Annotated in this window: 10 protein-coding genes; 9 read left to right on the forward strand and 1 reads right to left on the reverse strand. The window is 31.4% G+C overall.

Features of this window, described 5'->3' with window-relative positions; genetic code table 11:
• Positions 1-49: 49 nt before the first annotated feature.
• On the reverse strand, positions 50-169 hold the full coding sequence (locus AC0L0O_RS08840) for a peptidase (RefSeq protein WP_375361670.1): 120 nt from the start codon (positions 167-169) through the stop codon (positions 50-52).
• A 440-nt stretch (positions 170-609) separates the two neighbouring features.
• On the opposite strand from AC0L0O_RS08840, the gene AC0L0O_RS08845 reads away from it, so the two are divergent.
• The 9 genes from AC0L0O_RS08845 (at position 610) to AC0L0O_RS08885 (ending at position 15682) form a co-directional block, all read left to right on the forward strand.
• The gene (locus AC0L0O_RS08845) at positions 610-1839 is read left to right on the forward strand and encodes a helix-turn-helix domain-containing protein (RefSeq protein WP_001097906.1); all 1230 of its coding nucleotides are present in this window, start codon (positions 610-612) and stop codon (positions 1837-1839) included.
• 1183 nt (positions 1840-3022) lie between these two features.
• Entirely contained in the window at positions 3023-4342 is a 1320-nt protein-coding gene (gene hblC / locus AC0L0O_RS08850; RefSeq protein ID WP_000850150.1) for a hemolytic enterotoxin HBL lytic component L2, read from the forward strand.
• Between the two features lie 61 nt (positions 4343-4403).
• Complete coding sequence (hblD, locus tag AC0L0O_RS08855) at positions 4404-5624, forward strand: hemolytic enterotoxin HBL lytic component L1 (protein ID WP_000714435.1); 1221 nt, start codon at positions 4404-4406, stop codon at positions 5622-5624.
• Positions 5625-5660: 36 nt separating this feature from the next.
• Positions 5661-6788 (forward strand): hemolysin BL binding component B, encoded by a 1128-nt coding sequence (gene hblA / locus AC0L0O_RS08860; RefSeq protein WP_000591965.1) that lies wholly within the window; start codon positions 5661-5663, stop codon positions 6786-6788.
• 376 nt (positions 6789-7164) lie between these two features.
• Complete coding sequence (gene hblB / locus AC0L0O_RS08865) at positions 7165-8565, forward strand: hemolysin BL regulatory component HblB (RefSeq protein ID WP_473785729.1); 1401 nt, start codon at positions 7165-7167, stop codon at positions 8563-8565.
• Positions 8566-9231: 666 nt separating this feature from the next.
• Entirely contained in the window at positions 9232-11637 is a 2406-nt protein-coding gene (locus AC0L0O_RS08870) for a PAS domain S-box protein (protein WP_000584288.1), read from the forward strand.
• 360 nt (positions 11638-11997) lie between these two features.
• A complete protein-coding gene (locus AC0L0O_RS08875; protein ID WP_000802302.1) occupies positions 11998-13497 on the forward strand; it encodes a spore germination protein in 1500 nt (499 codons plus the stop codon).
• Positions 13498-13517: 20 nt separating this feature from the next.
• Entirely contained in the window at positions 13518-14600 is a 1083-nt protein-coding gene (locus tag AC0L0O_RS08880; protein ID WP_000815826.1) for a GerAB/ArcD/ProY family transporter, read from the forward strand.
• A gap of 2 nt (positions 14601-14602) precedes the next feature.
• On the forward strand, positions 14603-15682 hold the full coding sequence (locus AC0L0O_RS08885) for a Ger(x)C family spore germination protein (RefSeq protein WP_000832874.1): 1080 nt from the start codon (positions 14603-14605) through the stop codon (positions 15680-15682).
• Positions 15683-16025: the final 343 nt, after the last annotated feature.

Below are 16025 nucleotides of genomic sequence, written 5' to 3' on the forward strand. Positions count from 1 at the left end.
CGTTTTTTTATTTTTAGTTGATGAAAAGACCTTTCTCTCAATTAAATGTTTAGTTGAGTACTTGAATTTCCTCCACCTTGTACTTTTCAAAGCATAGTGCTTCAAAAATAGCCGTATCGCTTTCATCTGTTTCCAATTTCACAACTTCTTTATTATCTTTTTTTAAAATTTTGGAGCAAAATAGTTTTTCAGTTTCATATTTAAATTAGCAGTATTTATTTTTTTGAATTCAATTTGTATAAGTGATTGAATTGGAACTTTGACTGTTGTTTCTTGCGGTGGTACAGTATCTCCTGTTACTTTCGCTGTATTTTAAATCTTTTTCCAGCTTGGTCCTCGCATTGACTACCACTGTATTTTGTAGTATTTCACTGTTTTCTCAAGTTCAATAATTATATCTTGTAGAATTAAGAAAAGAACTTAACTTATTTCATTTACTTATCTACTCTGATGTTTAGATGCTAACTACAATTAAATAATATATGATTTTTATAAAAAAGATATAGTAATATTTTGTTATGAATTGTACTAATTTGATATTTTATAGTATTATTTGTCGTGAATTATATCTAACAGAATATATTTTATGGATCTATAAAGGAGAATGTAATGAATACTTCTATCGATATACAACACTTGTGTGATCTTGCACATAAAGCATTTAATGCCCCTGTACATATTTTATCTGCAGACAGAAAGATTTTATATCATTCTACATCTGATAATGTTTGTAGTCCTTTTTATTCTTCAAAAGAAGAACATCTTAGTGATATTTATCAAGAAAACGATCCCTTTAACTTGCCACTTTTCCGAAGTAACAACTATCTTGAAAATTTTGTTCTAATTCATATAGAAAATCATGATGATATTAAAGGGACTATTATAATCGGTCCTACTATACATCCAAAAGATTCAGATGATATGATCATAAAATTTCAGAAAGAATTTAAAGCAAATGATAACATTCAAGAAAGACTTGCCTATTATCAGTGTTTATCTGAGATTAAAAAAACTACATTAATTGATATGGGAATTTTATTACATTACATGATTTTTAATGAAAAGTTAGATGTAGATATTGTCTTGGAAAAAAATAAAGTACTAGAGGAAATTCCTAATAAAAATGTGAAACCTGATTTATATATTTTAAAACGTCGACAAAACAAACCTAAAACGCACAATATGGCATTAGTAAATGATTTCTTTTCGACTATTAAAGAAGGGAATAAAAAAAAGTTAATACAGTATATGTATGCGGTTTCGCAAGAAGATGTTGAGCTTATGCTAATAGAGGATCCGCTCAGGAATCAAAAAAACCTTGGAATTATTGCGATTACCTTAGCCACTCGATATGCAATAGAAGGAAACCTGCCACCAGATATTGCTTTTGCTCATAGTATTTTATATATACAAACCCTGGAACAATTAGATAATGTAGAATCTGTAAAGCGATTGTCAGGGGATGCTTTACGTACTTTTGCAGATCGTGTGAAAGAATACAATGCAAAAAAGTATTCTTACGCGGTTACTACATGTATAAAACATATTAATAAAAATGTTTACGATGGAATATCTCTGAATGAACTTGCTAATCATTTAGAAATTACGCCTACTTATCTGTCTAAACTATTTAAAAAAGAAATGGGAATTACTTTAAGCGAATATATTCAAAGGGAACGAGTGGAAGAAGCAAAGAAATTATTAACACTCACTACTTATTCGTTATCAGATATCTGTGCGTGGCTTAACTTTAATGACCAAAGTTATTTTATAAGAGTTTTCAAAAAAAACACTAGCATGACTCCTAGGCAGTACCGTGAAAAATATACAGTAATATAAGCTTGTTATCTGCTGTCTCCAATGTAAAGACTTAAACATGGGTATAAGTATCCCAAAAAATGAAAATTCACTAACCATTATTTTGCTAAAGAAAACAAAAAGACAGAAGGCTGCAAAGTGTTTCAAGTAAGCTTTGCAGCCTTTTTGTAATTTAAAACCTACGTTTATAACGAAGATAAGTTTATAGACTAATATCTTCACATTATATATTTATTAATAAAGATATTAGGATGTTTTGTAAAAAAATCAACAATATAACATATATTACTAAATATATCTACATTTTATGCAATTATACATAACTAAATAAAGGTAAAAAAGTATAAAAAGACCTATTATATTATTCTATAAGTATTTTTTCTAAAATAAAATTTCTTGGTTGAGCTAAAATAGTTATTTTTAACCGTATACACATTAATTTGTAATCATTACAATTACAGAAATGAAATTTACGAATAACTATATTTATATAATTTTTTCCGGTTCATATTTTTATTTAACAGTAAATTATCGAGCGTAATCGACAAAATTTTTCTATTTACGCATTAAAAATTTAATGTTTTAATGAACAACATAACTGGTATGACCAGACAGAAAGGAGAAGGTTACGCTAATAGGAATTATAGTGAAGTTGTAAGTAACATTATGTAGAATATATTTTTCTGAATAGTATATTTATTTACAAGAGGTCAAGAATCAAATTTGTAATAAACGTGTCCTAAGTTTCTGCATAACAAAAGTGAAGTTATTCCGCAATAAAAGTATAAGCGATGTACAGTATAATTTCACCTTTTGTTATCTAGTAAGGAGTTTGCTGACAAAACTAAGAGATATATTATTAAATTGAAATTAAACAATGTTATGGCAAGATTAACTGCTGTAAGCATTGGTTTATTGATTCTCGCGGTTCTGTAGGTTAAACCGCAATTCTAGGGAAGAATTAATAATTTACTATTCATAGGGTGCTTGATTCAAATATAGTTAATAAATTTTTGTTATTTATATTTGAAAAAATAGAGTATCGAAATGAGAGATAAGTAAAATCCTTACATCCTATTAGAAGTAAAAACTAACGATATTACCCTATTTGAAAGATTTCTCCTTCTTAACTAGTTTACAAAGAGAGAGGTCGTACAAGTTATATGAATTAAGTTATAAAAACAATGGTAAAGGAGTGTACAGAATGAAAACTAAAATAATTACAGGATTATTAGTCACATCCATTGTAACTGGAGGAAATATTCCTATCAATACTCTCGCAACACCAATCGTTCAAGCGGAAACTCAACAGGAAGGCATGGATATTTCCTCTTCATTACGAAAATTAGGTGCGCAATCTAAATTAATTCAAACGTATATTGATCAATCTTTAATGAGTCCTAATGTACAGTTAGAGGAAGTCACAGCTTTAAATACAAATCAATTCCTAATCAAACAAGATATGAAGGAATGGTCATCGGAACTCTATCCACAGTTAATTCTATTAAATTCAAAAAGTAAAGGATTTGTAACAAAATTTAATAGCTATTACCCGACATTAAAATCGTTTGTAGACAATAAAGAAGATAGAGAAGGGTTTTCGGATAGACTTGAAGTACTTCAAGAAATGGCTATGACGAATCAAGAAAATACGCAACGGCAAATCAATGAATTAACAGATCTTAAATTACAGCTTGATAAAAAATTAAAAGATTTTGATACTGATGTGGCAACTGCGCAAGGCATACTAAGTACAGATGGAACAGGAAAAATAGATCAGTTAAAAAATGAAATATTAAATACCAAAAAAGCAATTCAAAATGATTTACAGCAAATTGCATTAATACCAGGGGCTTTAAATGAACAGGGATTTGCTATATTCAAAGAAGTTTATAGTCTTTCAAAAGAAATTATTGAACCAGCTGCTCAAGCAGGGGTGGCAGCATATAACAAGGGAAAAGAAATTAACAACTCTATTCTAGAAGCAGAGAAAAAAGCAGTGCAAGAAGCAACAGAGCAAGGTAAAACTGCTCTAGAGATTGAATCAGCAAAAAAAGCAGCTCGTGAAGCAATTGAGAAAAGCAAGCAAGGTGAAATAGCAGCCGCAGCCGCAGCCAAAACACAAGAGTATGACCTGATGAAGGTCATTGATACCGAAAAAATTAAGAAAACATTTGGCGTTTTTGCTGAAGTAAATAAATTAACAGCAGAACAGCGAGCATATTTAGATGATTTAGAGAAACAAAATCAAAAAATATATGATTTAACAACGAAATTATCAATAGCTGATTTACAAAAATCAATGCTTCTTCTTACGCAAAATGATTTGCATACGTTTGCAAATCAAGTAGATGTAGAACTGGATCTACTAAAGCGCTATAAAGAAGATTTAAATCTAATAAAAAATAGCATTACAAAATTATCTACTAATGTTGATACAACTAACGAGCAGTCTCAAAAAGATACATTAAGACAATTAAAAAATGTAATGAGTTACCTTGAAGAACAAGTAAATAAATTTTAATATTGCGTTTTTTGGAAATATATAAAGATTATAAGCATTTAGCGAAAGAAGGAGAATAGTGATGAAAAAATTTCCATTCAAAGTACTAACTTTAGCTACATTAGCAACTGTTATAACTGCTACTACCGGTAACACTATTCATGCATTTGCACAAGAAACGACTGCTCAAGAACAAAAAGTAGGCAATTATGCATTAGGCCCCGAAGGACTGAAGAAAGCATTGGCTGAAACAGGGTCTCATATTCTAGTAATGGATTTATACGCAAAAACAATGATTAAGCAACCAAATGTAAATTTATCTAATATCGATTTAGGCTCAGAGGGGGGAGAGTTGCTCAAAAATATTCACCTTAATCAAGAGCTGTCACGAATCAATGCGAATTACTGGTTAGATACAGCGAAGCCACAGATTCAAAAAACTGCTCGTAATATTGTAAATTACGATGAACAATTTCAAAATTATTACGACACATTAGTAGAAACTGTACAAAAGAAAGATAAGGCAGGTCTAAAAGAGGGTATAAATGATTTAATTACTACAATCAATACAAATTCAAAAGAAGTTACAGATGTGATTAAGATGCTACAAGACTTCAAAGGGAAACTATATCAAAATTCTACAGATTTTAAAAATAATGTTGGTGGTCCAGATGGGAAAGGTGGATTAACTGCAATATTAGCAGGTCAACAGGCAACGATTCCACAACTTCAAGCTGAAATTGAGCAACTTCGTTCTACTCAGAAAAAACATTTTGATGATGTATTAGCATGGTCAATTGGTGGTGGATTGGGAGCAGCTATTTTAGTTATTGCAGCTATTGGAGGAGCGGTAGTTATTGTTGTAACTGGCGGTACAGCAACACCGGCTGTTGTTGGTGGACTCTCGGCTCTTGGTGCAGCTGGTATCGGTCTAGGAACTGCGGCTGGTGTCACAGCATCTAAGCATATGGACTCCTATAATGAAATTTCTAACAAAATCGGAGAATTAAGTATGAAAGCAGATCGTGCTAATCAAGCAGTTCTTTCGCTTACTAACGCGAAAGAAACATTGGCATATTTATATCAGACTGTAGATCAAGCGATATTGTCTCTAACAAATATTCAAAAGCAATGGAATACAATGGGCGCAAATTATACAGATTTATTGGATAATATCGATTCTATGCAAGACCACAAATTCTCTTTAATACCAGATGATTTAAAAGCCGCTAAAGAAAGTTGGAATGATATTCATAAAGATGCAGAATTCATTTCAAAAGATATTGCTTTTAAACAGGAGTAGAACTGAAATTTAAAACCTAAATTGGAGGAAAATGAAATGATAAAAAAAATCCCTTACAAATTACTCGCTGTATCGACGCTATTAACTATTACAACTGCTAATGTAGTTTCACCAGTAACAACTTTTGCAAGTGAAATTGAACAAACGAACAATGAAGATTCAGCTCTTTCTGCAAATGAAGCGAGAATGAAAGAGACCTTGCAAAAGGCTGGATTATTTGCAAAATCTATGAATGCCTATTCTTATATGTTAATTAAAAATCCGGATGTGAATTTTGAGGGAATTACCATTAATGGATATGTAGATTTACCTGGTAGAATCGTACAAGATCAAAAGAATGCAAGAGCACATGCTGTTACTTGGGATACGAAAGTAAAAAAACAGCTTTTAGATACATTGAATGGTATTGTTGAATACGATACAACATTTGACAATTATTATGAAACAATGGTAGAGGCGATTAATACAGGGGATGGAGAAACTTTAAAAGAAGGGATTACAGATTTGCGAGGTGAAATTCAACAAAATCAAAAGTATGCACAACAACTAATAGAAGAATTAACTAAATTAAGAGACTCTATTGGACACGATGTTAGAGCATTTGGAAGTAATAAAGAGCTCTTGCAGTCAATTTTAAAAAATCAAGGTGCAGATGTTGATGCCGATCAAAAGCGTCTAGAAGAAGTATTAGGATCAGTAAACTATTATAAACAATTAGAATCTGATGGGTTTAATGTAATGAAGGGTGCTATTTTGGGTCTACCAATAATTGGCGGTATCATAGTGGGAGTAGCAAGAGATAATTTAGGTAAGTTAGAGCCTTTATTAGCAGAATTACGTCAGACCGTGGATTATAAAGTAACCTTAAATCGTGTAGTTGGAGTTGCTTACAGTAATATTAATGAAATGCACAAGGCACTTGATGATGCTATTAACGCTCTTACTTATATGTCCACGCAGTGGCATGATTTAGATTCTCAATATTCGGGCGTTCTAGGGCATATTGAGAATGCAGCTCAAAAAGCCGATCAAAATAAATTTAAATTCTTAAAACCTAATTTAAATGCAGCGAAAGACAGTTGGAAAACATTACGAACAGATGCTGTTACATTAAAAGAAGGAATAAAGGAGTTAAAAGTAGAAACTGTTACTCCACAAAAATAGGGAAATATTAATTCTGTTGTAAAGTGAACTAAAACATAGAAAGTCTATGATTACACTGTTAAACAGAAAAGTGGTAATTAATAAATCCTTATATAACAGAAAGGCGGAGTCTCATTAAAGACTTCGCCTTTCAATTATATATAAGTATGATTCGAATAAAAGAATAACCTTGTAGTTTAATTGCTTTTTTAAAATCTGAAACAGAATGAATTAATTTGGAGCAGATTATATACATTTTCTTTAATACTTAATGATTTGAAGACTGCTAAAGAAAGTTCAAACGATACTGATAAAAGATGTAGAACTTATTTTGAAAGACATCGCTTTTTAATAAGATTAGAACTTGAAACCATACCCTATAGAGGAGGAATACGAAATGATGAAAAAAATTCCTAACAAATTACTCGCTGTATCGACGCTATTAACTATTATAACCGTAAATGTAGTTTCACCAGTAACAACTTTTGCAATTGAAATTGGACAAACGAACACTGAAAATATGTCTCTTTCAGCAAACGAAGAACAGATGAAAAAAGCTTTGCAAGATGCTGGTTTATTTGCAAAAGCTATGAATGAATATTCTTATTTGCTAATTCATAATCCAGATGTGAGTTTTGAAGGAATAACTATTAATGGAAATGCAGATTTACCTAGTCAAATTGTACAAGATCAAAAGAATGCAAGAGCACATGCTGTTACATGGAATACACAAGTAAAAAAACAGCTTTTAGATACATTGACAGGCATTATAGAATACGATACAACATTTGAAAATCATTATGAAACATTAGTAGAGGCAATCAATACTGGAAATGGAGATACTTTAAAAAAAGGGATTACAGATTTACAAGGAGGAATTCAACAAAATCAAAAGTCTGCAAAAGTATTAATAGAAGAATTAATTCAATTAAAAAATGCTATTGGAGAAGATGTTAGAACATTTGGAAGTCATAAAGAGACATTGCAATCGATTTTAAAAAACCAAGGTGCTGATGTGGAGGCTGACCAAAAGCGTCTAGAGGACCTTTTAGGACAAGTAAAATATCAGAAAGACATAGAATCTAAGGGATTAGACATGGTGAAAATCCCCTTTATTCCAACCTTGATTGCTGGTGGCATAATGATAGGTGATGCAAGAGGTAAGTTAGGTTGGCTAGAACCTGAATTAGCAAAATTGCGTCAGACTGTAGATTATAAAATAACATTGAATCGTGTAGTTGGAGTTGCATTTCATAATATTAGTGATATGCATAGTATGCTTGATAGTGCTATCACTGCTCTTACTTATATGTCTACGCAATGGGAGGATTTAGATTCTCAATATTCGGGTGTACTGGGACATATTGATAAAGCTGATCAAAAGGCTGATCAAAATAAATATAAATTCTTAACCCCTAGCTTGAATGCAGCGAAAAACAGTTGGAAAACATTAAAAACAGATGTTGTCACTTTGCAAGAAGGGATAAAAATTGCAGAGAAAAAAGAAGAGGATTTTTTGAATCAGTTTCGTCCAGCAAACGTTTTCTACTTTTATAAAAAAATTCATAACGCATACACTTTTGAAATAAAGACTGGAACAAATGCGCCAAATGCGTCTTATAAAGTTATGAATTTAACTAAAAACACTGTTCATAATATGTGGAGTGGAGGGGCTAATACTAACATGTGGGCTGATTGGCTTTCATTCAATCCAAATGATGAATTTGCGGTAGTAGCAGTAGTGGATGGTAAAGAATATGTTGTGTATAAAGACAAAGTACAAAATATAATGAACTGAATCTGAAAAGTAACGAAGTAATTGGAGCTGGACAATAAACTAGACACCAAGTTAATTGAAAAATTGCAATGGCATATATCTCCTTATGTCCTAGAATACTTAGCTAAAGAAAAAGTAAATATTGAACCAAGGAGTTAGTTGCATTATGTGGATGGTTTTACCGAAAGGTTTCAAGTACATCACTCATACTCATACAATTATGTAGTTATCCTGAAGCATCTACAGGTGTTCTTATGGACCCTGAAGAACTACTTCGCTTCCTAAGTGCAGTAATTTTATGCAAAATTAAGTGAACGTTTTTGTACATAGATTAGTTGACATTTATATAGGCTTTTTCCATTTTTAAAGATAGTTTTGTTTTTTTGTGTTATTTTTCAAAAATTACAGATGAAATTTCTATATTCATGAACTCAGCATATAATCATTGTTCGATGAAATGACATACCACGTCCCTTAGAGTTTCGGACATATTACGATAACTTAAAGAAAAAAGATAATAGTAGTCAACGGTTGCTATTATCTTTTTTAAACTATTTTTCACTAAAATATCTTATCTGCTGTGTTCCTTATTTACTTTTCTAGATTTTATGCATCTGAACTGTTTATACTATTTGTAGGATTTTTAGCCTTTTTGTCGAATACACTTAATGCAAGGAGGGACATTCCATGATTATTAAAGATTATTTCATCAATCTTTCTATTTTTTCTTTATTAGTTAGCGCAGCAATATTTATTCAAGTGTTTACAATTAATTCTAGTCGATATTTCGAAAAACTCTATGGAGGGATTATTGCAGTTACGTTAATGTTCTTTTCTTTTCCATACATGGGATTTTCCTACGATCTTCGAGTTGTTCCTCTTATTCTATCTTTTATTTACTTTGGTCGTATTGCTGGTTGGATTACGTTAATTAGCATAATTTTAATGCGTGTCTTTTACATTGGAGGGTATTGGGAACCTCCTGTGCTTGCTTATTTAGGTATAAGTATCCTGTTTGTTAGTTTTAAAACATATTTTAAAAACCTTCATCCTTTTAAAAGTGCATCTTTATATTTTTCTGTTTTTGTCGGAATAAAGTGGTTAGTTGGCGTATTATTTAATACTACATTACTTTACACAGGAGGCTTATTATATATAGCGTTAGGACTTTTAATTGGGCTATTTCTTATGGAAGCCTACCAGAGATTGTATTATTTAACAAAGGACTTATCTAAAATGAATCGAGAATTAAAAAGATCGAAGCAAGAACTTACAGATACCGTACATGAGCTTCAAGGAGGAATTTTTAAATTTAAAAAAGTGGGTAAGCACTTTATACACACTTTATGTGATGGACAGTTTTATTATCAAAACGGATTTTATTCTGAACAGGTGGTAGGAAAAAGCTTACGTACTATTGATGCTTCTATTATTCCTCCACATTTAGTTCCACAATTGATGAAGTACTATCTTCAGGCATGGGAAGGAAAAGAAATTATATTTGAATTACCTTGGCCAAATGATAAAACTATTATTCTTATTGCACTTAGGCCAATTAAACGAAATGGACAAGTTATTGAAGTTGTTGGTTCTACAGTTGATATAACTGAAAGGAAAAAGGTAGAATCAGAATTAAGCGCTACCAAAGAATTATTAGAATCATTTATAAAGCACAATCTAGATGCTATTACCATTTCTGATCGAGAAGGGTATATTTTACAAGCGAATAAAGCTTATGAAAAGATATTTGGTTGGTCATCACAAGAAATCATAGGTAAGAGATTACCTTGTGTACCAGATTTTTTAATGGAAGAATCACTTAAAAATATTCAGAAAATTCTAACAGGTGAATCTGTGGTTACTAGATTAGAAACTGTTAGACAACGTAACGATGGGAGTCTTCTTGATGTCAGTCTGACAGTTTCTCCTATATTAGATGTAAGAGGAAATGTGATAGCTTTATCAGCAATATGTAGAGACATCTCTGAAAGGAAACAAGCAGAAAGAGAACGGCATCGATTACACCAGCAATTAAGAGATAGTGAAATGAAATACCGTGCACTAATCGAACAAGCAACTGATGCCGTATATGTAGTAGAGCTGAATGAAGAGAATGCTCCAAGTCGATTTATTGAGGTAAACCCTGTTGGGTGTAGAAGATTTGGATATAGTAGAGAAGAGTTGCTCTCATTATCATTTTCAAATATAGTACCACAAGATTCTCAAATGATCGTAAGGTTATTAGAAAAAATTAAAAAGGGACAAACTTCCTTCACTTTGCAAGATGAATATGTTTTTCCAACAGGAAAAGTAATAACAACTGAGTTTAGTGTTCGTGTTTTTAACTTAAATGGTAAAAAAGTTTTCCTAAGTATTTCTCGTGATATCACTGAACGGCTAAAAACAGAAGAATTATTGCGAAAATCTGAAAAACTTGCTGTTGTAGGACAATTAGCGACTGTAATGGCTCATGAGATTAATAATCCATTAACTGCAATGAAAGGGTTCATGCAATTACTAAAATCAACGGAAAATGAGAATAATCAGGGTTATATTAATATAGTATCATCAGAGATTGAGCGTATAGAGAGCATTACAACTGAATTTATGGCGGTAGCCAAACCACAGGTGGTAAAAATACAACCTAATGATATTAGTGTGCTAATGGATCAAGTTTTAATGCTACTACAACCTCAAGCAATGATGAATAATATAAAATTTAGAATCGATCTTAACCCTGGTATTCCATTGATTTCATGTGAAGGAAATCAATTAAAACAAGTATTTGTTAATATATTAAAAAATGCAATTGAATCTATGCCGATGGGAGGGGAAATTCTCATTCAATTAAATATACTTGATAATAATCAAGTAAGCATTCGTTTTATCGATCAAGGGTGTGGGATTCCAAAAGAACGTATACCATATCTCGGAGAACCTTTTTATAGTATTAAAGAAGAGGGGATTGGCTTAGGGTTAATGATCTGTTATAAAATCATTGAAACACATCAGGGAAAGATATTTATTGAGAGTGAAGTGAATAAGGGAACTACAGTTGAAGTCACTCTTCCTATTTTTACACTTCAAAATTAATATATTCTTTTACTGAAATTTTTTAAGAAACCATACAGAATGTAATGCTAATGTTACTTAATGAAATAGTAAAGAGAAGAACACTGGTAAATGTACCCTATAGAATAGACACTTGAAAAAGCTTGTTATAAAAACATCCTTTCTTTAGAACCAAAAGAAAGGATGTTTTTAATATTGTAATTTTTCTTGGAGACATTTCAAATTTTTACTTGTAATACATTTTTTAACTAATTTTGGTTAAGTTAGTTAAAAAGGCATTATTTTTAAGGAGCATATTGACATATAAATATCCCTCATTTTTAAAATAGAAATTTCTAAAAATTATATATAGGTTCTTTTTGAAAGGAAGGGTATTATCAATTGAAACCACATGAAAAAGTACCTGTTCACTCTATAAAATCTTTGCAGGAATTAATGCAATTACTAAAAAAATCTAAAGATTTTATAACGTTGGAAATTGCTTCTAATAATTCCTCTATAGTCATTTCATATTTTAGAACATTAATCGATGTAAATATATTTCATGAAGAGGTTTTGACTTATATAAAAGAGAAGAACTTCGATTCGTTACAAGATATTCAGTCTGTCTTACCCTTTGAGAATTCAAAAATAACAAATCAAATGGAAGATATTCAGGATAGTATTTTAAATGGCTATATACTTATTCAGTTTGATACAGATACATTAAATTGTTTGTTAGTAAATGTGTCAAAGAAAGAAAAAAGGGATATTACAAAAGCTGAAATTGAATACAATATTGTGGGTCCGCAAATCGCATTTGTCGAAGATTTAGATGTGAATTTAAATTTGGTACGTAGAAAGCTTCCAACACCTTATTTACAAATGAAGGAATTGAAAGTAGGCGCGCTCTCTAACACAACTGTTGCAATTGTATTTATTGAGGGAATTGTAAATGATCAAAATCTACAAGAAATTATAAAACGGGTAAGCCAAATAAAAACAGACCATGTTTTGGATAGTACTTATTTGATTCAGTTAATTGCAGACAACCCGAATTCTATATTCCCTCAATTTTTGAATACAGAACGTCCTGACCGTGTAGCAGCTGTATTAGCAGAAGGGAAAATTGCACTTTTTGTAGATGGCTCGCCTTATGCTATCACTCTTCCAACAACATTAATTGACTTTTTTTCTACGACAGAAGATTATACCATGCCTTGGATTATGGCCTCATTTTTTCGACTGTTAAGGATTTTTGCTTTTATCTTTTCTGTTTTAACGACTCCATTATATGTTGCGATCTTAACATATCATTATGAGCTAATTCCAAAAGAACTTCTTGAAACGTTGATCATATCGAGAAGTAAAGTACCTTTTCCTCCAGTCATTGAAGCACTTTTTTTAGAAATAACGATTGAATTACTGAGAGAAGCGGGGACACGTTTACCAACTAAAGTGGGTCTAACTGTCGGTATAGTAGGGGGTATTGTTATTGGACAAGCATCGGTAGAGGCAAGTCTTACAAGTAACGTACTTATTATCATTGTTGCACTTTCAGCTCTTAGTTCATTTACAGCACCAATATATCGAATTGGTAATACAATTCGAGTAATTCGTTTTCCTTTTATAATAGCTGCACACCTGTTGGGCTTATTAGGAATTGTTTTAACAAGTTCTTTACTTTTAGCACGCCTATTACGTACAGAATCATTAAGACGTCCTTATTTGTTCCCTTTTTATCCTACACGCCCTACAGATTGGAAAGACAGCATTATACGTATGCCAATCTCAGCGATGTTCCGACGTCCTATTTTTTCAAGGTCTAAACAGCGTTTTCGTTTTAATCCAGAAGAGGTAGAGAAAAATAAAATCAAATCACGAAATGATTTTGATGATTGAAATTAACAGGGAGGAGCATTATGAAACAGGTCCCAATTGAGTATCAAGTCTCTCCATTTATGGTATTTTTTTTAATTATTACTATACAGATGGGGGTTGGTATGCTTGGTTTTGAAAGGATTAGTGCAAAATTAGTTGGAAATGATGCGTGGATAAGTACGCTACTTTTTGGAATATCTGTTAATCTTATGATTTGGATCATATATCAGATTTTAAATCAGGGTAATGGAGATATCATTGCAATTAATCAAGACGTACTTGGAAAATGGATTGGTGGATTGTTCAACTTCATTTTTTTATCTTATATTGTATTGTTAGGTGCAACAACACTACATACTTATATCGAAGTAGTACATGTTTGGATGTTTCCTTCCATTTCATCTTGGATTATAGCAGGGGCTTTTTTGGGTCTATGTTATTACATTGTGACTGGAGGATTTCGTGTAGTTGCTGGAATCGGCTTCTTTGGAATCGTTATCCCAAGCATTCTAATCTTCACATTTTTTTATCCTTTGCAGTATGCAGATTTCCAAAATTTATTTCCAATTGCACAGCATTCATTCCTGGAAATTATGAAAGGAATGAAAGGAAATATGTTTAGTTTTTTTGGATTTGAAATGTTATTGTTATACTACCCATTTATTAAAAAGGCAAGAACGTCTCAAAAATATGCGCACTATGCAAATTTAGTAACGACTATTGTCTACACATACCTTATGATTTTAACTCTTGCGTTTTTTAGTGAAAAACAACTAGCGAGCGCGATATGGGCATATTTAAGCATGATTAAAATTATACAATTTCCCTTTATAGAGCGGTTTGAATACATTATTGTTTCTGTTTGGGCTTTTTTTATATTACCCAATGTTTCCTTTACATTATGGGGAGTAAGTCGTGGTATAAAAGAGGCACTGGGAATAAAGCAAAAATATGTTTTGCCAGTTATCATCCTGTTCATCTTTGTTTTATCATTTTTCTTGAATAACCGTAATAAAATTAACTTATTAAATACTTGGACAGGTCAAATTGGCTTTGTATATATATATGTATACCTACCTATATTATGGCTAATTCAAACCGCCAAAATAAAGTTAAGGAGATAAACATGAAGCGATGGATACTTTTCCTTATAGTAAGTGTCTTCTTAATAGGTTGTGCTAAAACGAAAATTGTGGATGACATTGACTTAGTTCAAGTTGCGGCATATGATACCGAAGCAAAAGGTAAGCTAAAAGGAACCTTTGCGATTTCAGCTTATAAAGGAGGCGGGGAAGGTGAAACGAAAATCTATTCAGCATCAGGCCAGACTGGTAGAGAAGTTCTTGCAAGAGCATCCGAAAAATCTTCTGGACCTCTAGAGTTGGGGCAATTGCGTGTTATTATATTTAATGAAAAAATAATTGATAAGGGAATGCAGGAAATTTTAGAGACTTTGAATCGAAATCCTAGTGTAGGAAATGCAATTTATTTAGCAATTACAAATGTAAAAGGGGAATCACTATTAAAGGGGAATTATTCTGAAGAAAAAGAAATTGCTTCCTATCTATCCTCTTTACTGGAGCAAAATATGGATAATGGAACGCAGCCAAAAACAAATTTTTTTATGTTTTTAAACCAACTTAATGATGATGCGAGAGATTCATATTTACCGATAATATCTAAAAAAGGTAATGTGTTGGAGTTAGATGGAATAGCACTTTTTAAAAGATGTAAAATGGTTGATAAAGTAAACCCTAAAGATTTATTTGTATTTAAATTGTTGACAGATAATTTTAAACAAGGTACATACCAATTCAAACTACCTGGTTCCTCAAATACTTACGCCACGATAGAGAATATAAAAGCTAGAACAAAATATAAGATGGAGGGGAATAGTAAGCATCCATTCGTAAATGCTCATATTCAAGTTAAAGCTGAAATTCAAGAATTTACAAAAACAAAAAATCTAGATAATCCTAAAGAAATAAAAAAATTAGAAAAAATTATGGAAAAAGAAATAGAAAAAAAAGCAACTACATTGATAAAGAGATTTATTAAAAAAGACACAGATCCTATAGGACTTAGAAAGCTTGGTAGAACTCACGTAAGAAAATGGAACAGTCAAGAATGGGAAGAATCCTATAAACATTTACGTTTTCGTGTAACAGCTGATGTAAAAGTAACCCAATCTGGTGTTACAGAATAAATCAAATAAGATATGGAAAATTTTAATAAAAAAATATAGTCTCGCAGGAGATTAGGGAGAAGAGAAACGATTAACAAAGAATTTCATAAACATTAAGATGCTTTGTTAATCGTTTTTATACCTGTAGCTTTATCACTTATAGTAATCATAATTATAATAAAAGAACACCGAAACAAATTCCCGATACCACATAATTATAAGAGGACAATAAAGCATTAAGATATAATGTATGCTTTATCTGGAAAAAAGAATTAAGTACATCAAGGTTAAACACTTAACTTTAAAGTAGTAAATTCGTTGCTTGTAGCACTTCAACTAGATTGTATCGCTGAAAGTTAGAAAG

This window comes from Bacillus sp. GS3m_15504 (assembly GCF_055825275.1).